We start from the raw sequence: 21,791 nt of genomic DNA, 5'->3' as shown, positions 1-21,791 counted from the left end.
ACAGATTGCTGAATTCCTTGGCAATCCGTTTCGCCACATGTTTTAGAATGACCCAAGGGCATGCCTGCGGTCTTGCCGCGCCAGCCATCGTTGGCGCCGCTTCGCCAGCGCCTTCAGACAGCCGACGGGCCAGTGCATTTCGGGGAGAAAACACATGGAAAACACAAGCAACAAGGGCGATCTCGACGAGAATGCCCTCTTCTTCCACCAGTATCCTGTCCCCGGAAAGCTGGAGATCCAGGCCACCAAGCCACTTGGCAACCAGCGCGACCTGGCGCTTGCCTATTCGCCGGGCGTGGCAGCGCCCTGTCTGGCCATCCGCGACGATCCCGGCAAGGCCGCGCTCTACACCGCGCGCTCAAACCTCGTCGGTGTCGTGTCGAACGGGTCGGCCGTTCTGGGGCTGGGCAATATCGGCCCGCTGGCCTCCAAGCCTGTCATGGAAGGCAAGGCCGTCCTGTTCAAGAAATTCGCCGGCATCGATGTCTTCGACATCGAGATCGATGCGCCCGACGTGGAGCGGATGGTCTGCACCATCGAGGCGCTGGAACCGACCTTTGGCGGCATCAACCTGGAGGATATCAAGGCCCCCGAATGCTTCGAGGTGGAAGAGACGCTGAAGGAACGCATGGGCATTCCCGTTTTCCATGATGACCAGCATGGTACCGCCATCATCGTGGCCGCCGCCGTGCTCAACGGACTGGAACTGGCAGGAAAGCGGCTGGCGGATGTCAAGATCGTGACATCGGGCGCCGGCGCGGCCGCCCTTGCCTGCCTCAACCTGCTTGTCGAACTGGGCGCCAGCCGTGACAACATATGGATCACCGACCGCCACGGCGTCGCCTTCAGGGGCCGGCACGAGGAAATGGACCGCTGGAAGGAGCCCTATTGCAAGGACACGCCGATGCGTACGCTGGCCCAGGTGATTCCCGGTGCCGACGTCTTTCTCGGCCTGTCGGCGGCAGGCGTGCTGAAGCCGGAATACCTTGAGGACATGGCCGAGCGCCCGCTCATCATGGCTCTGGCCAATCCGACGCCGGAAATCATGCCGGACGTGGCACGCGCCGCCCGCCCGGACGCCATGATCTGCACCGGCCGTTCGGACTTCCCCAACCAGGTCAACAATGTCCTGTGCTTCCCCTACATCTTCCGTGGCGCGCTGGATTGTGGTGCCCGCGCCATTAACGAAGCGATGAAGCTCGCCGCCGTGCGCGCCATTGCAGCGCTCGCCCGCGAGGAAGTGTCCGACGTCGCTGCCCGCGCCTATACCGGCGACACGCCCACCTTCGGGCCGGAATTCCTCATTCCCTCGCCCTTCGATCCGCGCCTGATCCTGCGCATTGCCCCTGCCGTCGCCAGGGCGGCGGCCGAAACCGGGGTCGCCGCCCGGCCCATCACGGACATGGATGCCTATGTCGACAAGCTCAACCGCTTCGTCTTCCGCTCCGGCCTGGTGATGAAGCCGGTCTTCTCGGCCGCCAAGAAGGCAGCCGCCAAGCGCGTCATCTATGCCGAGGGGGAGGACGAGCGCGTCCTGCGCGCCGCCCAGGTCGTGCTGGAGGAAGGCATAGCGACGCCCATCCTGATCGGCCGTCCCCAGGTGGTCGAGCGGCGCCTGGGACGCTTTGGCCTGAAGATCCGGCCCGGCACGGATTTCGAACTCATCAACCCGGAAGACGATCCGCGTTACCGCGATTACGTCAATGAACTGATCGCGCGCACCGGCCGGCGTGGCGTCACCGTGGAGGCTGCCCGCACGCTGGTGCGCACCAACAACACCGTCATCGCCTGCATCGCGCTGGCCCGGGGCGAGGCCGACGCCATGATCTGCGGACTGGAAGGCCGTTTCGAGCGGCATCTGCGCCAGGTCCGCTCGATCATCGGCCTTCGCGAAGGCGTGGAGGATTATTCCGCCCTGTCCATGCTGATCTCGCAACGTGGCGTGACCTTCTTTACCGACACCTATGTGAGCGTTGATCCGACCGCCGGGGAGGTCGCGGAAATGACGCTGCTGGCCGCCGAGGAAATCCGCCGCTTCGGCATCGAGCCCAAGGCCGCGCTTCTGTCGCATTCCGATTTCGGATCCCGCGATTCGAACTCCGCCCTGAAGATGCGCAAGGCCGCGGAAATCCTGCACCGCGCCGCCCCCGATCTCGAATGCGACGGCGAGATGCATGGCGACAGCGCCCTGTCCGAAATCCTGCGCCAGCGTGTCTTTCCCCATTCCTCGCTTTCCGGCGAAGCCAATCTTCTGGTTTTCCCGGACCTTGACGCCGCCAACATCACGCTGACGACCGTGAAGACCATGACGGACGCCCTGCATGTCGGCCCTATCCTGCTCGGAACGGCGCGCCCGGCCCATATCCTGACGCCGTCGGTCACCTCGCGCGGCGTCGTCAACATGACTGCGCTTGCCGTCGTGGAGGCTTCCCAGCCGGCGCGCGACATGGTCGAGGCCGCCGAATAGGCGCCCCGGCCTGATTTCGCCCGATTTGCCGGCGAGGCTGAAAGCAGCGATTAACCTAGTCCGGTCAGGATGGCCGGACGACACCGGCCATCGTCCAGGCCGGCAGGGAGCGGCCCGTGCGTTCGACCTCGCCTTTGACCGGCCCGATAGCGGCAGCCATGCTGGCCATCGGCATTCTCGCCGTCATCCCGGCGCCCGCCGGGGCGGCGAGCCCGCTTTGCCAAAGGCTGGAAGCACGCCTGGCCGCCCTCACCGATGACAGCAGCCGTGAACCGGCAATGGCGCGGCGCTATCGCGTGGCGATCGGTGAACAGAAGCGGCAGATGCGCATCGCGCAACGGCGCGCCCGCCAGATGGGATGCGACGGTTCCGTCGTCCGCCTGCAAAGGGACGAGGCAGGCCGTTGCGCCGTCATCACCGGGTCCATCCGCTCCATGCGGGCCAATCTGGCAAAGCTGGAGCGCCAGCTTCAGGGCGCCGGACGCGGGTCGCTGGCAGCCGAGCGCCGGCGCATCCTCGCCGGCATCCGCGCCAATCGCTGCCGCGAAGCGCCGAAGCAGCGCGTGGTTCGCCGCCTCCCCGATTCCATTGCCACAGCCAGACGCGATTTCGAACTGCGCAAGCGCCTGTTCGAACCGCGCGAGGACGGCGGAAACAGCTCCGTCACCGTCCTGGAACCCGGTCTTTCGGGGTCTTTCGACGGCGGCACCTACCGCACGCTCTGCGTTCGCACCTGCGACGGCTATTACTTCCCGATGTCGTTTTCCACCACGCCGGAATTCTTCTATCGCGATCAGGATGCATGCCAGGCCATGTGCCCGGGCGTGGATGTCCGCCTCTACGCCCATCGCAGCGGCATCGAGGAACCCGAGGACATGGTCTCGCTTTCCGGCGAACCCTATACGGCCCTGCCGGCCGCCTTCGCCTACCGCGATCCCGGCTTCAAACGGCCCGGCGGATGCGCCTGCAAACCGGCGAAAAACTATGCCGTCATTGGTGGCGGTGAAACCCGGCAGGAGCCGGAGACTGATACGCCGGCCATGCCCGTTCCCCGGCCGCGACCGGACCCGGCAGCAGATCCCGAAACGGCGGCCAATGCCGCGGGCGGCCTGACGGAGGAAAGCCTGCGCAGCCTGTTGGGAAAGGAGCCCGGTACGGATGATGACGAGACGAAACGCCGGATCAGGGTCGTCGGGCCAACGTTTCTTCCCGACCCAGAAGAGGCAATAGATCTGAAAGCTCCGGGCCGGAACGCCGTCCGGTAATCGCGATGCGCAGCGGCATGAAGAGCGTGCGGCCCTTTCTGCCCGTTGCCTGCTTCACCGCATCCGTCCACGTCTTCCAGGTGGTCCCGTCCCATGGCTCCGGCGGCAGCATGCCGAAGGAAGTGCGCACGAAATCGAGGTCGTCCGGTCCGACGGTTTCGGCAGTGTCCGGCCCTTGGGTCACCACACGCCACCAATCGGCCGCCTCGTCGACACGCGCGATGTTGCCGCGCACCGCCAGCCAGAAATCCTCCGCCTTGTCCCCCGCTATGCCGAGGTTTGCCAGCCGGTCCCGCACGGCCTCGAAACGCGAGTCATGCACCAGCGCGGCATTGAGCGTGTCCAGTTCCGAAGGGTCGAATTTCGCAGCCGACTTCGATGCGCTGGCAATGTCGAAACTGTCCACCAGCGTCGCCATGTCAGGCACGGCATGCACCGCGCCGGATGTGCCGATCAGCACGGCAAGCGCGTTGACCGCCATCGGTTCATAGCCGTTTCCGGCCAGTTGGTGAACGGACAGCGCGCCGGTGCGCTTGGATAGCCCCTCCCCGCTGGCCGTCGTCAGCAGGTTGTGGTGCCCGAAGGCAGGCGCGGCAGCGCCCAGCGCCTCGAACAGCGCGATTTGCGCGCCCGTATTGGTGACATGGTCGTCGCCGCGAATGATATGGGTCACGCCCATCGCAATGTCGTCGGCCACCGATGGCAGCGTATAGAGATAGCTGCCGTCCTCGCGGATCAGAACAGGATCCGACATGGAGGCCAGGTCGACCGTTTGCGGCCCGCGGATGATGTCGTCCCAATGCACCTCGGTGCGCTTCGTGGCGAAGGGATCGCCATCGTGATTGGGCAGGAGAAACCGCCAATGCGGCTTGCGCCCCTCGCCCTCGAACGCAGCCTTTTGCGCGTCCGTCAGCTTCAGCGCCTCGCGGCCATAGACCGGCGGCAGGCGGCGTGACAGCCGGATCTTGCGCCGCCGGTCCAGTTCCTCCGTCGTCTCGTAGCACGGATAGAGCAAACCGGCCGCCTTCAGCTTTTCCGCCGCCGCGTGATGCGCCCCGGCCCGTTCCGATTGCCGCTCAACGCTGTCCGGCCTGATGCCGAGCCAGGCCAGATCCGCCTCGATCTGGTCGGCAAAGCGCCGCTCGGAGCGCGCCGTATCCGTGTCGTCGAAGCGCAGGATGAAGCGTCCGCCCTGCTGTTGCGCAAAGAGCCAGTTGAACAACGCGGTACGTGCATTGCCGATATGGATGTAGCCGGTCGGCGAGGGAGCGAAACGCACGGTAACGGTCATGGTATCTGCACCTTGGCAAGAAGGACGGGATTGCGACGGCCTACCCTTGCCCGTCGGCAAGATCAAGCGCCGCACGGGTTCGCGCCGCCAGCTTTCGCGAAACCATTGTCAGCATGCCCGCGGCAAACAGGCTGTAGACGCCCATCGCCATGATCTGCGCCGGATAGGGCACGCCCAGATCGATCAGGAAACCGGTCAGGCCAGGCCCCATGGCCGTGGCAAAGACCATGAAGGCGACAATGACCGAGCGAACCGCGCCCAGATGTTTCACACCGTAGATTTCCGGCCAGAGCGCGCCGAACAGCGTGGCGGAAAACCCGTAGGAAACGCCAAGCAGCGCCATGAAGACGAAGGCGCTCCAGACCCCTTCGAAAGCGCCAAGGAAGAAGCAGGCACCGGCCAGCGGCAGCAGGAAGCTCGGCAGCACCGCTACCGCCGAATAGCGGTCGATCAGCGCGCCGCAGATCAGCGAGAAGACGATCACCATGCCCGACATGACCGCGAAGGAGGCTGCGAAATCGGTCATGGCCCAGCCACGCAGTTCCACCAGATAGACCTGGTGGAAGAACACCGTCGTTCCGATGAAGGGTGGCGCCAGGACGCCGGTCAGCAGCAACCAGAACAGGGGATCGTGAAGCACCTGCGCGCGCGTCCAGTCCGCCACCTGCGGCTTGCGCATCACGGGATCGGAGGAATGCGGCTGGCGCTCCACCCGCACCAGCGACCAGATGGCCGGCAGCCCGACAGCCAGCAGGAACACCGCCGCCGCCACCCAGCTCATCCGCCAGCCGATCATGCCCGCCACCGCCACGAAGAGCAGCGGGAAAATGGCCTCGCCGGCATTGTGGCCGAGACTGACGAGCGACACCGCCCGGCCCCTGTTGGCGGCATACCAGCGCCCCGTCGCCGTCAGCGCGTTCTGCGTCATCATCCCCTGGCCGAACAGGCGCAGCATGTAGACCGTGACGAAGAGCAGCGCGATATGGGTGGAAAAGGCCATTGAAAGTGCCGCGGCCGCCAGCGCCGGCATGATGATGAGCGCCACCTGCGCCGGACCGTAGCGGTCCACGATGCGGCCGAGCCAGGGCAATGTCAGCGCACTGGCCAGCGTCGCGCCCATGTAGAGCGTGCCGAAACCGCCATGGCTCAGGCCGTATTCAGCCCGGATGTCGCCGGCCGAGAGCGAGATGAAGAAGGTCTGGCCGAAGGAGGAAAAGAAGGTGAGCAGGAAACAACCGCCGATCCAGCGGATATTGCGGGCGAGAAAGGAAAGAATGTCCATGCTCCCGCTATATCCCGCGGCGACATGCGGCGATAGCGCGCAAAGGCGGATTTCGGACCAATCTTTTCGAAGCGACGCAGAAGCCGGCCGCGCCGGTCAGCTCCGGTCGCGGAATCGGTTGGTGATCGGATAGCGCCGGTCGCGGCCGAAATTCTTGCGCGTGATCTTCACGCCCGGCGCCGATTGGCGCCGCTTGTATTCGGCAATGTAGAGCAGGTGCTCGATGCGATGCACCAGCGCCCGGTCATGGCCGCGTGCGACGATCGCGTCCACGCCCATCTCGTGCTCCACGAGACATTCCAGGATGTCGTCCAGAACCGGATAGGGCGGCAGCGAATCCTGGTCGGTCTGGTCGGGCCTGAGTTCCGCCGACGGTGCCTTGTCGATGATGTTCTGCGGGATGACGATGCCGGTCGGTCCGAGCGCGGTGGGCGGCACATGACCGTTGCGCCAGCGCGACAGCGCATAGACCTGCATCTTGTAGAGGTCCTTGATCGGGTTGAAGCCGCCGTTCATGTCGCCATAGAGCGTGGCATAGCCAACACTCATCTCGCTCTTGTTGCCGGTGGTCACGACCATGGAGCCGAACTTGTTGGAGATCGCCATCAGGATGGTGCCGCGCGTGCGGCTTTGCAGGTTTTCCTCCGTCACGCCCTCGTTCGTTCCTTCGAACATGTCGGAGAGCGAGGCCATGAAGCCCTGCACCGGCGCCTCGATGGGCACGATGTCGTAGCGGCAGCCGAGCGCGCGCGCGCAGGCTTGCGCATCGGCCAGCGATTCCTCCGATGTATAGCGGTAGGGCAGCATGATGCAATGCACCCGCTCCTCGCCCAGCGAATCCACCGCCAGCGCCGCGCAGATCGCCGAATCGATGCCTCCCGAAAGCCCCAGTACGACGTTCTTGAACCCGTTCTTGTCGACATAGTCGCGCAAGCCCAGCATGCAGGCCCGGTAATCGGCCTCTTCCCGGTCGGGAATGCGCGACATGGGACCGCGCTCGCAGCGCCAGCCTTCGCCCTCGCGCTTCCAGGTCGTCACCATGACCTGCGCCTCGAACTGGCTCATCTGGAAAGCCAGCGACTTGTCAGCCTGGATTCCGAAGCTGGCGCCATCGAAAACGAGTTCGTCCTGACCGCCGCAGAAATTGGCATAGAGGATCGGCAAGCCGCTTTCGATCACCTGGCGGATCACAACCTGGTGGCGCACGTCGACCTTGCCGCGGTAATAGGGCGAGCCGTTGGGCACCAGCAGGATCTCCGCCCCGCTTTCGGCAAGCGTTTCGCAGACGCCGAGATCGCCCCAGATATCCTCGCATACCGGCAGGCCGAGGCGTACGCCGCGAAAATTCACAGGCCCCGGCATGGGCCCGGGCTGAAACACGCGCTTTTCGTCGAACTCGCCGTAATTGGGCAAATCCACCTTGTGGCGCTCCGCCTTCACCGCTCCGCCGTCCAGCAAAACGACCGAATTGTGCAAGCCGGTCTCGCGCCTGAGCGGCAGGCCGATCACCACACCGGGCCCGCCGTCATCCGTTTCGCTGGCCAGGTCGCGCATGGCCCGCTCGCAGGCATCCACGAAAGCCGGCTTGAGAACCAGGTCCTCCGGCGGATATCCTGCGATGAAGAGTTCGGGAAACAGCACCAGGTCGGCGCCATGCCGGCGCGCGTCGGCTCGCGCCGCGCGGGCAAGCTGAAGGTTTCCGGAGATATCGCCCACGGTGGGGTTGAGCTGGGCGACGGCAATGCGGAGTGTATCGGGTGTCTCTGTCATGGCGAAAGGCTTAGCCCGCGTTTCCCGGATAGGCAATCCGTCCGGTTGCAATGCGGCACCCTGGCCTCAGTCGATGCCGATGGCTCGCTCGCCCTGATCCAGGATGACCGGGATGATCAGGTCTTCCTCATCGTCCAGATGCCGCATCAGCATGGCGACAAGCTGTCCGCTTTCGCCGGCATAGGCCTCGCCGGCCCGTTTCAACTGGTCGCCACCCGCCTGCATCGCTTGCAGGAGGGCGTTCGCTGCATCGGCATTGGATTGCAGCGCTGCATGAATCACATGGTGATCGCTGTCGAGAATGTCGAAGCCCCGGTCGAGGCGCGGTTCGGCGCGCCTGAAAACGGGGAAATAGTGATGATCCTCGATCTGGTGATGGCCTTCGAGCTGGCCGAGAAAGAAGTTCAGGCGCGGCACGAAGAACTGGACGAAAGCCCCTGTTTCGATTCGCTCATCGCGCCAGCCGGCGACAGCCTCGTTCAGCGCGGCTCCCAGATCGCGGAACATGCCATGGCGCTGGAGCCAGAATTGCGCCATTCCGCCCAGGTTTTCATGCCCCTGCCACGCCTCGCGCGGATAAAGCCGCAAGAGTTCGGTCAGGTCGGCGGGCAGTCCGCCGCGCGTTTCAAGTGCCGTGTCGTTCATGCCTGATTTCCGCAAGGTCTCCGGTCGCGCAACATGGTGCGTGCATCCCGCCTTTCAAGAACCTTACCCTGTGACAAGGTCATAGATGGTCACCACCCAGATGCTTGTGACGATGATGATTGTCAGCAGGACGGCGAGCGAGCCGGAATCCTTGGCAAGCTGGATGTCCTTATCGAACTCCCGCGTGATCGCGTTGCAGGTCGCCTCGATGGCGGTATTGAGCACCTCGACCACGATCAGGAAGACAACGGAAAGAACGAGCAGGAAATAGCTGTCCCACGTATCGGCGATCAGCCAGGCAACCGGGATCGCCACGATCAGCAGCATCATCTCCTGCTGCACCGCCTTTTCCGTTGCCGTCAAGCGCCGGAACGCCCGAAAGGAATTCAACAGCGCTTTCCAAAGCCTTTCCATGACACCCTGCCCGCCTGTGATTCGACGCACGGATCATGGCTTCCGCGAGCGCCGATGTCAGCGGAAAATCCAGCTGTCCCAGGCAAACATGCCGTATTGCATGTAATCGCAGGCCCGCTCGGCCTTGGCATGCTCGCCGCCCGCGCCATAGGCAAAGAAAAGCGGCATGAGGTGCTCGTCGGTGGGATGGTTCTCGGCAACGAAAGGCGCTTCGCTGGTCCAGTTCAGGATGGCCTCGCGATCGCCTTCGGCGAAACGGTCCGCGAACCAGTCCGTGAAGGCCTTCACCTTTCCCGGAAAATCCGGGTCGACGGACCGGCCGTGGCGCATCGCCCCCATGACGACGCGCAGGTTATGCGTCATGTGACCCGAACCGATCAGCAGCACACCCTCCTCGCGCAGCGACGCAAGCGCCTGTCCGAGCCGAAAGTGATAGGCGGCATCGCGGTTGGGATCGATGGACACCATGACCACGGGAATGTCGGCCTCGGGAAAACCCAGGATCAGCGTGTTCCAGACGCCGTGGTCGAAGCCGCGCTTCGGCGCGATGCGCGGTTCAAGACCGCTGTCATTGAGCATGTGGGCCACCCGCATCGCCAATTCCGGTTCGCCTGGCGCCGGGTAGACCATCTCGTAGAGTTCCTGCGGGAAACCGCCGAAATCATAAATCATTTCCGGTGCCGGGTCAGTGACGACGACAGGACCCTCGGTTTCGAAATGCGCCGACACGATGACAATGGCCTTCGTATCCGGAAAGCGCGTGTGCAGGCTTTTCAGGTAGTCGCGCGCCGGCGTGTCCTCGATCACGACATTCGGGCCGCCGTGGGAAACGAAAATGCTTGGCATGGGTGTCATGGCCGTTCTCCTTTGCCCGTCAGATAATACGGGTTGCCGGCAAGCGCGAGAAGACAATAAAAGACTTTTTGTTTCTGATTATTGAACAATCAAAACAGCAGCGCCTCCTCGCACAAACGAAAAACCGCCCGGCGCCAGGGATGCGCCGGACGGTTGACGGGAGGAAAACAGCGACAACAGGCTTATTCGGCGGCCACGGCCTCCGCCGGCGAGCGGTCGCGCTTCAGCCGCTCGGCGATCAGGAAGGCCAGTTCAAGCGACTGCTCGGCATTGAGCCGCGGATCGCAATGGGTGTGGTAGCGGTCGGACAGGTCGTCGGCCGAGATCGCGCGGGCTCCACCCGTGCATTCGGTCACGTTCTTGCCCGTCATCTCGATGTGGACGCCGCCGGCATGGCTGCCCTCGGCCTGATGCACATCGAAGAATGTCTCGACTTCCTTGAGCACGCGTTCGAAGGGACGCGTCTTGTAGCCACCGGCAGACACGGTGTTGCCATGCATCGGATCGCAGGACCAGACGACCTTGCGCCCTTCCTTTTCGACGGCACGAACGAGCCGCGGCAGATGATCGCCAACCTTGTCGGAACCGAAGCGCGCGATCAGCGTCAACCGGCCGGCCTCGTTGTTCGGGTTGAGAATGTCGATCAGGTTGAGAAGGCCGTCGGCATCCATGGACGGGCCGCATTTCAGGCCGATCGGGTTTTCCACGCCACGGCAATATTCCACATGGGCATGATCCGGCTGGCGGGTCCGGTCGCCGATCCACAACATGTGGCCGGACGTGGCATACCAGTTGCCGGAGGTCGAATCGACGCGGGTCAACGCTTCCTCGTAGCCGAGCAGCAGCGCTTCATGGCTGGTGTAGAACTCGGTTTCCGACAGGCTGCGATGATTGTCGGCCGTGATGCCGATGGCGCGCATGAAGTCGATCGTCTCGGTAATGCGCGCCGACAGCGCCTCGTAGCGGTTGCGCTGCGGGCTGTCGGAAACGAAGCCCAGCATCCAGCGATGCACGTTGTCGAGACTGGCGAACCCGCCCTGGGCAAAGGCGCGCAGCAGGTTCAGCGTCGCCGCCGACTGGCGATAGGCCATCGCCTGGCGCTGCGGATCGGGAATGCGCGAGGCCTCGTCGAAATCGATGCCGTTGATGATGTCGCCACGGTAGGACGGAAGCGTCTTGCCGTCCTTGGTTTCGTTGTCCGAGGAGCGCGGCTTGGCGAACTGGCCGGCGATGCGGCCGACCTTCACCACCGGCTTGGAGCCGGCAAAGGTGAGCACGACAGCCATCTGCAGGAAGGCGCGGAAGAAATCGCGGATGTTGTCGGCGCCGTGCTCGGCGAAACTTTCGGCGCAATCGCCACCCTGAAGCAGGAAGGCACGCCCTTCCGCCACTTCAGCCAGCCGCTTCTTCAGCGCACGCGCCTCGCCTGCGAAAACCAGCGGCGGGTAGGTGCGCAGCCGTCCCTCAACGTCATCGAGCGCAGCCGGGTCCGGATAGTCCGGCACCTGCACGATCGGCTTCGTTCTCCAGGAATCCGGGGTCCAGTTCTGGCTCATGGTCGCACCTGTCTTGGTCGGGTTTGGCTGGCCGGCGCCCGTCGCGGACGGGCTGGTGAAAATGGGTTGTCCGGTAAAGGCGGCGTGATCGGGCACCATCAGCAGGTTTTCGTCCGCCAGCGCCTTGATCTTCATGACTGCGATGGATTCATGCACCCGGTTTGGATCCATCTCCATGCGATAGATCGTCGGCTGTGAAACGCCGGCTTTCGCCGCCAGTTCGGCCTGAGACAGATCAAGCATGGAGCGGATGAACTTGATCTGTCGTCCGGTAAGGGTCGGGATATCCACGGGATTGATGCCTCTTTCCGTTCTGTTGACGGGGTTAAAGCATTCGTGAATTAAAAATTCAAGCTGTAATTTGATATGAATAGAAAATTCATTCTCGCTGAATTGCAGCCGTCAGCGCATCGAACAGCGCATGTTCCTTCCCGTCGGCCGGAACATGGCGCGGATAGACCGGCGCATGCCTGTCTTCATGGATCGGCAGGTGAAAGTCGGAGGTCTCCGCCATGAAACGCTCCAGCCCGGCACGGCCATGCATGTGCAGAAAGCCTTGCATGACCACGTCGAGATAGGAGCGCAGGATGCGCGGCGGATCGCGATGGACGGGAAGGTCGCTCATCGCCTCATAGACATAGACCGGGCAACCGGAGGGCAGCGCATGGGCGCAGGTGATCGAGCTGCTGTCTATCCGTCGCCGGTGATAGCGCCCTTCCCGCCTGTCCAGCGCCGGCAAGTTCTTGGCACTGTCGATGACAAGCAAGCCATCGCAGCCGGCTTTGTCGTCCCTCGCCACACTCAGAAGCGCAGCCGGAAAGCCCGGCATGTCCGGGCGCGGCCGCCAGTGTCGCCGCCAGCCCGTCAGCCGCGCGGGATGCGCTTCCAGATAGGACCAGCCGATGGTGGCCCGGTTGACCAGCGATCCATAGCCGAACCAGGCGACGAGCCCCTCTCCCATTCCACTTACCCCTTTTCAAGACGCCCAACTCCGCCAAACGGATCGAGGAAGCGGAACGGGCGCGCCGGCACCGGCACCTGCCCCACCAAACCAGGATATGTCCTGCCCGACCCGCCTGAAAAGGGCCAGCCCAGCCGCACAGTGAACCGGTACAATCAGAAATGCAGCGCAAATCCGGCGTCATCGCGATGCCGCGGCACGTGCCGCAAGCCTGATTGCAGCAGAACGACAGATCGCCTGCAGCCGCGACATGGATAATTCAATATGTAAAATAAACAACACTTCTAAGTCAGGATCTTTATTTATTTCTTACTTATTTTATATATTATATTTATATAATTGATGACGATCAAGGAGCAGGGGCTTTACTTGACTTAGGGTCCTTTCGGTTGAAGCCATGAAACATGCTTCAACCGAGCGAAGGAACAGTGGAGGATAAACATGAAAACCCTGCTCCGCTCGATCTTGCCGGCACTCGCCGGCTTGACGTACATGGCGGCGATCAGCGCTGCCCCGGCCGCTGCGGCGGGTCTGTCCGGCGGCCTGGCCGCAAACGTTCACGCCGCCATGCCGCACGATGCCCGAAGCGGCCCCGTTCACATGGCGCAATACATACCGCCGCCTCCCTTGGGCATGCAGCCGCCACCGCCTGCCTGGCTGGCGCCGGCACCGCAACAACCGCCGGCCTTGCTCCGCAAGAACAAGCAATTGCGCAAGAACCAGGCGGCCCCGCTTCAAGCAAAGCGCAAGAAAGTGAAGCCCGCCTGCAACATTCGCGCCTGCAAGCGCGCCTATCGCAGTTTCCGGGCCGCCGATTGCACATTTCAACCCTCTCACGGTCCGCGCAAGCTGTGCCGCAAATAGGGGCTGAGATCCCTGCCCCGCAGCCTTGCACAAGGCTGCGGGGCTTTCTGCGCTGAAAAAGCGACGGAACAACCCGCGACTGCAATCCTTGTTTGCATTCACCGGTTCATTGACAGCGATCAATTACATGCAGCTTCACTAATATTAGTCTATCCCTGATTGGCCACCTGCATCGGGCAGTCAATCGGAGATGGCAAATGTGGAGGATGGCATGAAAAAACTGACCCGCTTTCTCATTCCCGGCCTGTCCGGTCTGGCCTTGGCTGCCGCGGCCTTGCTCGTTGCGCCGGCACAAGCTGCAACACCAGGCGGAACCGCGGCGGCAGCGCTTCCGGCCTCGGCAGACACCAACATTGCCCCATCACGAAATACGGCCGAAAAAGCCGTTCAGCTTGCACAGCAGCGCCGCAGACCGCCGCGCCGTTGGCAGAGGCAGCAGTCCCGGCGCTGGCAAAGGCCGCCGCGCCGCTGGCAGAGACGGCCGCCGCCGCGCCGTTGGCGCCGTCCGCCGCCGCCGGTCTGGATGGCCCCGCCGCCGCCGCGCCGGGCATATCGCAGGCGCGCACCGGCCTATTGCAACTTCAGGGCATGCGCACGGGCCTATCGCAGCTTCCGTGCCTCGGATTGCACCTATCAGCCCTATGGCGGTGGACCGCGCCGCTACTGCACGAAATAGGTCTGGCGAAAACCTGCTCCCCGTTCAACGGGGAGCGGGAGACAAAACACGATTGGCGAACGGCTGATGCAGGCCCGCCCCCTCAGAAACGCTTGCCGTCTTTCACCCGCCAGCTCGGGGTGTACATGGTGACCAGTTCTTCCGCCGCAGACGGATGCAGCGCCATCGTCCGGTCGAAATCGTCCTTCGTCAGCCCCGCCTTGACCGCGATGCCCAGCACCTGCGCCAGTTCGCCGGCATCCGGACCCAGAACATGGCACCCGACGACGCGGCGTGTCGCGGCATCCACAACGATCTTCATGATCATCTTTTCCTGCCGTCCGGAAAGCGTGTGCCGCATCGGATGGAAGGAAGCACGGTAGACCTCCAATTCCTCGAAACGATGCATCGCCTCGTCTTCCGACAGGCCCACGGTTCCGATTTCCGGCTGGGAAAACACCGCCGTGGCGATCGTGTCCCTGTCCGGCCTGGCAGGATTGCCCTTGAATGCCGTCTCGACGACACACATGGCTTCGTGGATGGCCACCGGCGTCAACTGTACCTTGTTGGTGACATCGCCGACCGCCCAGATGTTCTCTACATTGGTGCGTTGGTAATCGTCGACGATCACGGCGCCCTGATGATCCGTCGCCACCCCGGCCCGGTCAAGGCCCAGCCCTTCCGTGTTGGGCAGGCGGCCGATGGCCAGCATCACCTGATCGGCCTCCAGCACCTCTCCCTCGGAAAGATGCGCCCGCAGGCCGCCATCATCACGCCGTTCCACCTGCTTGATGACGCGATGGCACAATATGCGGATGCCCTTGGCCTCCATGGCTTCATGCAGGCCGCGCCGCATGTCCATGTCGAACCGGCCGAGGATTTCCTTGCCGCGATAGATCAGGGTCGTCTCCACGCCCAGCCCGTGGAAGATGTTGGCGAATTCGACGGCGATGTAGCCGCCGCCCTCGATCACGATGGCCTTCGGCAGGGTTTCCAGATGAAAAGCCTCGTTGGACGTGATGCACAACTCATGGCCCGGCAGCGCATTGTGCGGATTGGCCCGCCCGCCGACCGCGATGAGGATCTGGTCCGCCGTCACCGTACGGCCACCGGCCACAAGGCGCACCGTATGCGCGTCCACCAGTTCCGCCCGCGTGTCCAGCACCTCCGCGCCGGCATTCTCCAGACCCTTGCGGTACAGCCCTTCCAGCCTGGCGATTTCACGATCCTTGTTGGCGATCAGCGTCGCCCAGTCGAATGTGCTTTCGCCGACGCTCCAGCCGAAGCCTGCCGCGTCCTCGAAATGTTCGGTGAACTGCGAGGCATAGACGAACAGCTTCTTCGGCACGCAACCGCGGATGACGCAGGTGCCGCCATAGCGGTACTCCTCGGCGATTGCCACGCGCTTGCCGAGCCCGGCGGCCAGCCGCCCCGCGCGCACCCCGCCAGAGCCCCCGCCGATGACGAAGAGATCGTAATCATAAGCGGCCATGGCATCACCTTTCGCTGGCTGTCGGATCGGCGCGAACGCGCCCGGGCAGGATATGGCCAGCGGTGTGGCAAAGAAAAAGCCCGGCCGCAAGAGCCGGGCTGGCAATGTTTGGCAATCGACGGTCAGCCGGGTTACTGGGCCGGCTTGTCGCCGCCCGCCGCCTCGGCCAGTGCGTTGCCCACGCCCTCCGCCAGGTCGCGGGCAATGCCCTGCTGCCAGATTTCGGCGGCCTTCATCATTTCGCGCGTGGCGATGGGGCCTTCCGAAAGCAGTTTCTTGCCGGCATCGGTCTGGTAGAAACCGGCAATGGCTTTCAGTTCCTCCTCGCTGAAGGAACGGGCATAGACCAGCGCCACTTCGCGCTCCAGGTCTGCACGGCGCGACACCAGTCCCAGCGCCTCTTTCTGCACGACCTGATTGATCGTATCGGCCATGTCCGGGTTTTTCTGGACAAGCTGGCCCTGCAACTGCTGCGCCGTGGCCGGCAGAACGGCATCGAACTGGTCCGTGACATGCAGCGCGCCGATGGCGTCGCGCGCGGCTTTCAGATGGGCCTCGGAAATATCCTGGGCGCTGGCCGAAACCGGAGCGAGAAGAAGCGCGGCAAGGGCCGCTGCCGGCACGAGGCGGGTAAAGGAAATACGTGTCATGTCTGCGTCAGCTCCGTTGGTTCATGCGCGGCGCGATTTCCTCCACGCCGCCGGCCCTGGCGACGACCGCCAGTCTGGCCATGTCAGTGAAAAGCCCATGCTCCACCACGCCGGGCACGGCGTGCAAGGCTGCCGAAAGCGCTCTTGGATCGGGAATGCGGCCAAAAGATGCATCGAGAATGAGGTGTCCGCCATCGGTGACGAATTCGCCGTCTCCGGCCATGCGCAGCGAAAGCGGCCCTTCAAGCCCGAGCTTGCGCGCAACCGTTTCCACGGCCAGCCGCGTGGCGCCCAGACCGAACCGGTTGACCTCGATGGGCAGCGGAAAGGCGCCCAGCGGATCGACCAGCTTGCTCTCGTCGGCAATCACGATCATCGAATCGGAGGCCGCAGCAACGATCTTTTCGCGCAGCAATGCGCCACCGCCGCCCTTGACCAGGTTGAGTTCGGGATCGATCTCGTCCGCCCCGTCAATTGTCAGGTCGAGATGCGGTGTCTCTTCGAGCGTTGTCAGCGGCACGCCAAGTTCGCGGCAAAGCGCCGCGGTCCGTTCCGACGTGGGAACCCCGATGATTTCCATGCCGGCGGAAACCTTTTCGGCCAGCAGGCGGACGAATTCCTCCGCCGTCGACCCGGTGCCGATGCCCAGTTTCATTCCGTCCCGGACATGACCGAGCGCAACCCGCGCGGCCTCGATTTTCAGCGCCTTGGCATCCATGTGCAGTTCTGCTTTCCGCCTTCCCGAATTGATCGCCGGTGACCTATCATTTTTGCACCCGCAGGCAAAGCCCAATCTCCCCGCGGCTTGATGCGCGGCGGCGGCCCGGCTATGGCGGGTGCGGATCAGCCGTGGATGGAAACGCATGCCCTCAGCCGCCTCAGCAAACGTCATCGCCTTTGACCTTGACGGAACGCTTGTGGATACCGCGCCCGACCTGCTCGATGCGCTGGATCACGCCATTGCCGCGGCCGGCCTGCCGCCGGTGGACCAGAAAGCCATGCGCGCCTATGCCGGGCACGGGGGCCGAGCCATGATCGAGCGGGCCTTTGCGCTCAATCGCAGGCATCTTGAAAACGATGAGCGCGAACGCCTCCTGGCCCTTTTTCTTGAGCATTACACCGACAGGATGCCCGGCCGCTCGGCTCCCTTCCCCGGCGCGCTGGAAGCCATGGCGCGGTTCGAGGCTGCCGGTTTCGCACTTGCCGTCTGTACCAACAAGTTCGAGCGGCTTGCCCGGCATCTGCTGGAAAGCCTGGGCCTTGCACACCGCTTCGCCATGATTGCCGGCGCCGACACGTTCGGCTTCCGCAAGCCCGACCCGCGCCACCTGACCGAGACGATCCGCCTTGCCGCCGGCGACGGCGCAGCCGGATTGCTCGTTGGCGACACGAACACCGACATCGCCACCGCAAAGGCAGCCGGACTACCCGTCATTGCCGTTGAATTCGGCTATTCGGCCGAACCCATCGCCAGCCTTGAACCCTCCATCGTCATCCACCATTTCGATGAACTGACGCCTGACCTTGCCCGGCGGCTGATGCGCAACGCGGAGGAGGCACCGCACAAATCCGTCATGCAGGCATCAAAAGCGCCTTGACTTCCCGCGCCGCGCCCTCGTATACCGCGCGGCACCGGACAGCGGCGCATCGCCGCAACCGACCGGGCGCGTAGCTCAGCGGGAGAGCACTCCCTTCACACGGGAGGGGTCACAGGTTCAATCCCTGTCGCGCCCACCATCCTCATGTCTTGAAAATGTGGTCTCAAGCGATTCGCGTCGCAGCCCGCGGCCGGGTCTGCCGCGTCATCGCCGAAAGTTGGTTGCCTGTCATCAGACAGACAACAGCCGCAGACCTGAAGCCTGCGGTCCGTCGTTTGAAGACCCGTCGAAGTCCGTCAGCCCGCCGCCGCGCGCGCATCGCGCACGGCATCCAGCGCCCGAGTCAGGAATTCGTCGCGGCCATAGACATCGGTGAAGAAGCCGATTTCGCCGGTTTCCTGCGGCCAGGCGGTGAAATAGGCGACATAGACCGGGATCTTCACCGGCACCTTGCGCGAGGAATGCCCGGCGGCCAGCTCTCGCCGGATGTCATCCATGCTGGTGCCGAGCACCGCCGCTGCCATTTCGCGCGGTTTCTGCAAACGCACACAGCCATGCGAAAAGGCGCGCGAATCCCGATTGAACAGTGATTTCGACGGCGTGTCATGCATGTAGATGGCGTGCTTGTTGGGAAACAGGATCTTCAATTCACCCAGTGCATTGGCCTCGCCCGGCGTCTGGCGCACATTGTAGGGAATGTTGGCGCCATGCGCGCCCCAGTCGATGGACGAGGACGGGATGCGCCGCCCCTTCGAATCGGTGACCTCGTATCCTGCCCTGTCGAGATAGCCCGGATCGTTGACCAGACGCGGCAGCATCTCGTTGACGATGATCGAGCGAGGAACGCCCCAATAGGGGTTGAAGTCGACCTGCTCGATCTCGTCGTAAAAGAACGAGGTCTGGTTGGATTTCTTGCCCACCACCACGCGCATCGAAAGCTTCACCTTGTCGTGCTCGTAATAGCGGACCAGGAATTCCGGCTGGTTGATGAACACGCGGCGCGCGCCCAGGTCGTGCGGCAGCCAGCGCAGCCGCTCCAGCGCCAGACGGATCTTTTCCATCCGCTCCGCCTTGGAAACCGGGCTGATCGCCGCCACGGTGCGCGGGCCGATGATACCGTCGGGATTGAGGCCCCGCGCCTTCTGGATGGCCTTGACCACCGGCACCAGATCCTGGGTATAGGTATCGCTCCTGCGCGCGGCCATGATGGCGCGGCCATGCTCGGCCATGATCTCCGGATTTCCGTCGCGCCACACGATTTCCATCAGCTTGGCGAATTCCGGGCTCTGGCCGCCGGGGCGCAGGAACAGCTTGCTGTCGACGATGATATCGGCATCCGCCTCACGCCGGATCTTTGCCATGGCAGCGCGCAGGCGCTTGTATTCGTCGCCATGCGGCGCCTGCTCGGCAAGCCACGTGCCGGCATCGGTCGTGGAAGCCAGATCCGCCAGCGCCTTCTTCGGATCGAAGGGCAGGACCGGCAGGTCATGATAGCCCGAAAGCTTGTTGGGGTCGACACGGCCCGCTGCCACGTCGCGCGCATAGCGCAGCACCCGTGCCGAAAGCGTCATCTCGAAGCGGATGAGCGCCTGCAAACGGCCGGCCATGTCATCCATGGAAAAGGCTTCCGTTGGCGCGATGACGCCATAGTGTTCGGCGTCCAGCCCCTCGTCGCCGGCGTTTTCCAGCACCCGCAGCGCCGCGCGCGCCTTGGCGTTCGGCCCGTAGCCGGACACCCAGATGAAATCCGGATTTGCGGCATAATGCGCCGCGATGGCCGCGGCATCGGCCTTGTCTGCTGTCAGGTCGAAACCCTCAAGCGCCGGCGCGGCTGCCGTGAAGCTTGCGCCGCCGGGCAGGGAAAGCGCGCTGACGGCACTGGCCGCGGCAAGGATCTTGCCGAATTCGACACGCACGGGCGACGTCGCCTGGTAATTGAAATAGCGTGGCGCGGAGACTTTCGGCAGCGAGGCAACCGGTCTCTTCTTCTGTCTTTCCTGGGCAGCCGCCCGCTCCCTCTCCCGGCTGTCCGTCTCGAACCGCCCACGGATGATGCGCGACAACCAATTGTCCTGGGCTTGGGCGGGACTGGCCGGCAGCGCAAGAAAGCCTGAAAAGGCCATGACGGCGGCAAGGCATAGGCGGGAGGAGAAGGCGCGTATCATCAAGTCAGGTTCCCGGGCTGGCTGGCGTGCCCGTCGGCGATGCGGGCGTTGATCGGCCGGGCTCAGTGCCCGCGCCGGCTTTGTCTATCCCAGAATGATACGGATTTGAATCGAATTCGTTAAGGCCGGAGCCGCCAAAAGTAGCACCTTGCCGCTGACGATCACGTGAAAAAGGCCAGCCCGCATGTACAGACCGGCCGGCATTCTTCCCAGAAGCGCCTGTCTTCTGAACAGCCTCCGACAGGAGACCGTGGCTGCGGCCAGGCGCGTTACTTCACGAGCCGCAGCCGCGTCAGGGCCTCGGCAATCTTCTGGAAGGTCGTATCGAGGGCACTGGCCGACTTGGCGTCGAAGAAATGGGCACCCGACGAGGCGCAGTCCTTGAGAACCTTCTTTCCGCTCGCCGACACTTCGGTGCCATAGGCGATGGAGAAGATTTCCACGCCGCGGCTCTTGGCATGCTCGCAGGCCTCACGCGTCCATTCGTCACCGATCGTGGGATCGGACACCAATCTATTTTCGTCCTTGTACGTTGCTTCGTGGAAAGCGTTGTAGATGGAATTATCCATCCTCGGTGCCAGGGTGTTGTCGCCATCCGACATGACGATGAGGATCTTGCGAACCTGGCCATTTCCGGACTCGGTCTGATCGGCACCCTCGCTGAAGGGGGCAACGGAAGAGAGGATGCGAAGCCCCCACATCACGCCATCTGCAATATAGGTTCTGGAATAGACCCACAAATTGTCGATCGCATCGAGGACATCCTGCTTTTTCTTGGTCAGGGGAAGAAGTGGATCACCACACCGCGCGCCAGGAAGTGCGGGAAAGCGTCGGACTTCCGGCCAACTGACGAGGTCAGTTGTCTCGTCTTCCAGCGCAATCCGGTCAGCATTTGTACCTCGTGAACCGACACATCCATTCCATTCGAGATCTTCGCGAATAATATTTCCAGTCCATTTGTAATCGCAGACTTCTTCATAACTCAGCACCCCATCCCTGTTGACATACTCCTTTCGGCAAGTATCAGGGTCTTTTACTTGTTCCTTGTATTCAGTGTACCAAAGCCGACTACCAGCGTCGGGAAGTTTGAGCCACTTTTCATTCCTGTATTGAAGACCGACATTGACATAGACATTGAAGGGGACAATTCCGATCTTGATTTCGGAATTCCCGGTCGCGGCATCAAACAACGTGTTGGTAAAGTTCGTCGCCGCCTTTTTCAGCCCGTCGAGTTTGCCGTCATTGATCATGGATTCCGTCGTGTCCAGCGCCATCGCCACCTCGATGATCTGGTCCTGGCCCGCCACGGACACGCTCTTCACCTTGATCGTATAGTCCCTGTCCCAGATCGCCTGCATGATGAAGGGATCGTATGGCGCCTTCACGGTGACATAGATCTGGCCGTTGGCTCCCCGCTTCAGCCGGGTCAAATCCACCGAATCAACCTCGGTATTGGCCTTGATGAACTGCTTGACGGCCTTTTCATCGGGCATTTTACCGTTGTCTTCATAATAGCGCGCGGCCATCAGCGCGCCCGCATCGGACGCGTTCTGAAGCCTGTCACGCGTCCGCTCCATGTTCGAATAGTCCACGGCCAGGACGATGCTGCCGAGCAGCGGAACCATCATGATGGCGAAGGTGATCGCGACATTGCCACCTCGCGCTCTGGCGAATTGCATGAGTTTGCTTTGGATGTTCATCCCATACCCCCAGGATAGCCGCACACTGACTATCCGATACCCGCAAACTGCAAACACCCGGTTCACCGGAAAGGTAAACTTTAGGTTGTTTTGTGGATCAACACTAGTTTTAGTATTTCATGGAGTATCGATTTATCGCGCATCCCCGCCGCTGCCGCGCG

At 63.1% G+C, this 21,791-nt stretch carries 16 protein-coding genes, 1 tRNA gene and 2 pseudogenes; 6 read left to right on the top strand and 13 right to left on the bottom strand.

Annotated elements, in window-relative coordinates:
• Window positions 1-154: 154 nt before the first annotated feature.
• Both R3D65_RS12055 and R3D65_RS12050 read left to right on the top strand, forming a co-directional pair.
• A complete protein-coding gene (locus R3D65_RS12055) occupies window positions 155-2,467 on the top strand; it encodes an NADP-dependent malic enzyme (protein ID WP_371275461.1) in 2,313 nt (770 codons plus the stop codon).
• 116 nt (window positions 2,468-2,583) lie between these two features.
• Window positions 2,584-3,732, top strand: coding sequence for a DUF2865 domain-containing protein (locus tag R3D65_RS12050; RefSeq protein WP_371275460.1), 1,149 nt, complete (start codon window positions 2,584-2,586; stop codon window positions 3,730-3,732).
• Here R3D65_RS12050 and R3D65_RS12045 read toward each other — a convergent pair.
• From R3D65_RS12045 to R3D65_RS12010, 8 genes are all read right to left on the bottom strand, one after another.
• Window positions 3,650-5,023 (bottom strand): glutamate--tRNA ligase, encoded by a 1,374-nt coding sequence (locus tag R3D65_RS12045; RefSeq protein ID WP_371275459.1) that lies wholly within the window; start codon window positions 5,021-5,023, stop codon window positions 3,650-3,652. The two genes, R3D65_RS12050 and R3D65_RS12045, sit on opposite strands and share 83 nt — an antisense overlap.
• Window positions 5,024-5,063: 40 nt before the next feature.
• Window positions 5,064-6,305, bottom strand: a complete 1,242-nt coding sequence (locus R3D65_RS12040) for an MFS transporter (protein WP_371275458.1) — start codon at window positions 6,303-6,305, stop codon at window positions 5,064-5,066.
• Between the two features lie 96 nt (window positions 6,306-6,401).
• Complete coding sequence (locus R3D65_RS12035; RefSeq protein ID WP_371275457.1) at window positions 6,402-8,075, bottom strand: NAD+ synthase; 1,674 nt, start codon at window positions 8,073-8,075, stop codon at window positions 6,402-6,404.
• Between the two features lie 66 nt (window positions 8,076-8,141).
• Window positions 8,142-8,720, bottom strand: coding sequence for a hemerythrin domain-containing protein (locus R3D65_RS12030; RefSeq protein ID WP_371275456.1), 579 nt, complete (start codon window positions 8,718-8,720; stop codon window positions 8,142-8,144).
• A 63-nt stretch (window positions 8,721-8,783) separates the two neighbouring features.
• Entirely contained in the window at window positions 8,784-9,134 is a 351-nt protein-coding gene (locus R3D65_RS12025) for a diacylglycerol kinase (protein ID WP_371275455.1), read from the bottom strand.
• A 57-nt stretch (window positions 9,135-9,191) separates the two neighbouring features.
• Window positions 9,192-9,989 carry a class III extradiol ring-cleavage dioxygenase gene (locus R3D65_RS12020; RefSeq protein ID WP_371275454.1) on the bottom strand — a complete coding sequence of 266 codons (798 nt, stop codon included), beginning with the start codon at window positions 9,987-9,989 and terminating at the stop codon, window positions 9,192-9,194.
• Window positions 9,990-10,171: 182 nt separating this feature from the next.
• Entirely contained in the window at window positions 10,172-11,836 is a 1,665-nt protein-coding gene (locus tag R3D65_RS12015; RefSeq protein ID WP_371275453.1) for a class II 3-deoxy-7-phosphoheptulonate synthase, read from the bottom strand.
• A gap of 88 nt (window positions 11,837-11,924) precedes the next feature.
• Complete coding sequence (locus R3D65_RS12010; RefSeq protein ID WP_371275452.1) at window positions 11,925-12,506, bottom strand: gamma-glutamylcyclotransferase family protein; 582 nt, start codon at window positions 12,504-12,506, stop codon at window positions 11,925-11,927.
• 759 nt (window positions 12,507-13,265) lie between these two features.
• Here R3D65_RS12010 and R3D65_RS12005 point away from each other — a divergent pair.
• A pseudogene (locus R3D65_RS12005) lies at window positions 13,266-13,370 on the top strand (BA14K family protein); the annotation flags it as partial.
• A 562-nt stretch (window positions 13,371-13,932) separates the two neighbouring features.
• Window positions 13,933-14,046 (top strand): annotated as a pseudogene (locus R3D65_RS12000) (BA14K family protein); the annotation flags it as partial.
• Window positions 14,047-14,128: 82 nt separating this feature from the next.
• Here the strand turns inward: R3D65_RS12000 and gor are convergent.
• The 3 genes from gor to rpiA form a co-directional block, all read right to left on the bottom strand.
• Window positions 14,129-15,517, bottom strand: coding sequence for a glutathione-disulfide reductase (gene gor / locus R3D65_RS11995; protein ID WP_371275451.1), 1,389 nt, complete (start codon window positions 15,515-15,517; stop codon window positions 14,129-14,131).
• 131 nt (window positions 15,518-15,648) lie between these two features.
• Window positions 15,649-16,167 (bottom strand): DUF2059 domain-containing protein, encoded by a 519-nt coding sequence (locus tag R3D65_RS11990; protein ID WP_371275450.1) that lies wholly within the window; start codon window positions 16,165-16,167, stop codon window positions 15,649-15,651.
• 7 nt (window positions 16,168-16,174) lie between these two features.
• Complete coding sequence (gene rpiA, locus R3D65_RS11985) at window positions 16,175-16,885, bottom strand: ribose-5-phosphate isomerase RpiA (protein ID WP_371275449.1); 711 nt, start codon at window positions 16,883-16,885, stop codon at window positions 16,175-16,177.
• A gap of 145 nt (window positions 16,886-17,030) precedes the next feature.
• Here rpiA and R3D65_RS11980 point away from each other — a divergent pair, with 145 nt between their 5' ends.
• Window positions 17,031-17,765: an HAD family hydrolase gene (locus tag R3D65_RS11980; protein WP_371275448.1), complete on the top strand. Its 735-nt coding sequence runs from the start codon at window positions 17,031-17,033 to the stop codon at window positions 17,763-17,765.
• A gap of 64 nt (window positions 17,766-17,829) precedes the next feature.
• Window positions 17,830-17,904 (top strand) — tRNA-Val (locus R3D65_RS11975).
• A 157-nt stretch (window positions 17,905-18,061) separates the two neighbouring features.
• On the opposite strand, the gene R3D65_RS11970 is transcribed toward R3D65_RS11975, so the two are convergent.
• On the bottom strand, window positions 18,062-19,930 hold the full coding sequence (locus R3D65_RS11970; protein WP_371275576.1) for a murein L,D-transpeptidase: 1,869 nt from the start codon (window positions 19,928-19,930) through the stop codon (window positions 18,062-18,064).
• Between the two features lie 269 nt (window positions 19,931-20,199).
• The gene (locus tag R3D65_RS11965) at window positions 20,200-21,630 is read right to left on the bottom strand and encodes a pilus assembly protein TadG-related protein (protein WP_371275447.1); all 1,431 of its coding nucleotides are present in this window, start codon (window positions 21,628-21,630) and stop codon (window positions 20,200-20,202) included.
• Between the last annotated feature and the right edge of the window lie 161 nt (window positions 21,631-21,791).

The organism is Zhengella sp. (genome assembly GCF_041397485.1).
Classification (GTDB): domain Bacteria; phylum Pseudomonadota; class Alphaproteobacteria; order Rhizobiales; family Rhizobiaceae; genus Zhengella.
This window is presented reverse-complemented; position numbering and strand designations above follow the sequence as displayed.

What these genes read in the sequence shown, in the direction of transcription:
- R3D65_RS12055 (WP_371275461.1), top strand. Translation starts at nt 155, where the DNA reads ATGGAAAACACAAGCAACAAGGGCGATCTCGACGAGAATGCCCTCTTC.
- R3D65_RS12045 (WP_371275459.1), bottom strand. Translation starts at nt 5,023, where the DNA reads ATGACCGTTACCGTGCGTTTCGCTCCCTCGCCGACCGGCTACATCCAT.
- R3D65_RS12040 (WP_371275458.1), bottom strand. Translation starts at nt 6,305, where the DNA reads ATGGACATTCTTTCCTTTCTCGCCCGCAATATCCGCTGGATCGGCGGT.
- R3D65_RS12035 (WP_371275457.1), bottom strand. Translation starts at nt 8,075, where the DNA reads ATGACAGAGACACCCGATACACTCCGCATTGCCGTCGCCCAGCTCAAC.
- R3D65_RS12030 (WP_371275456.1), bottom strand. Translation starts at nt 8,720, where the DNA reads ATGAACGACACGGCACTTGAAACGCGCGGCGGACTGCCCGCCGACCTG.
- R3D65_RS12025 (WP_371275455.1), bottom strand. Translation starts at nt 9,134, where the DNA reads ATGGAAAGGCTTTGGAAAGCGCTGTTGAATTCCTTTCGGGCGTTCCGG.
- R3D65_RS12020 (WP_371275454.1), bottom strand. Translation starts at nt 9,989, where the DNA reads ATGACACCCATGCCAAGCATTTTCGTTTCCCACGGCGGCCCGAATGTC.
- R3D65_RS12010 (WP_371275452.1), bottom strand. Translation starts at nt 12,506, where the DNA reads ATGGGAGAGGGGCTCGTCGCCTGGTTCGGCTATGGATCGCTGGTCAAC.
- gor (WP_371275451.1), bottom strand. Translation starts at nt 15,517, where the DNA reads ATGGCCGCTTATGATTACGATCTCTTCGTCATCGGCGGGGGCTCTGGC.
- R3D65_RS11990 (WP_371275450.1), bottom strand. Translation starts at nt 16,167, where the DNA reads ATGACACGTATTTCCTTTACCCGCCTCGTGCCGGCAGCGGCCCTTGCC.
- rpiA (WP_371275449.1), bottom strand. Translation starts at nt 16,885, where the DNA reads ATGGATGCCAAGGCGCTGAAAATCGAGGCCGCGCGGGTTGCGCTCGGT.
- R3D65_RS11980 (WP_371275448.1), top strand. Translation starts at nt 17,031, where the DNA reads ATGCCCTCAGCCGCCTCAGCAAACGTCATCGCCTTTGACCTTGACGGA.
- R3D65_RS11970 (WP_371275576.1), bottom strand. Translation starts at nt 19,930, where the DNA reads ATGATACGCGCCTTCTCCTCCCGCCTATGCCTTGCCGCCGTCATGGCC.
- R3D65_RS11965 (WP_371275447.1), bottom strand. Translation starts at nt 21,630, where the DNA reads ATGAACATCCAAAGCAAACTCATGCAATTCGCCAGAGCGCGAGGTGGC.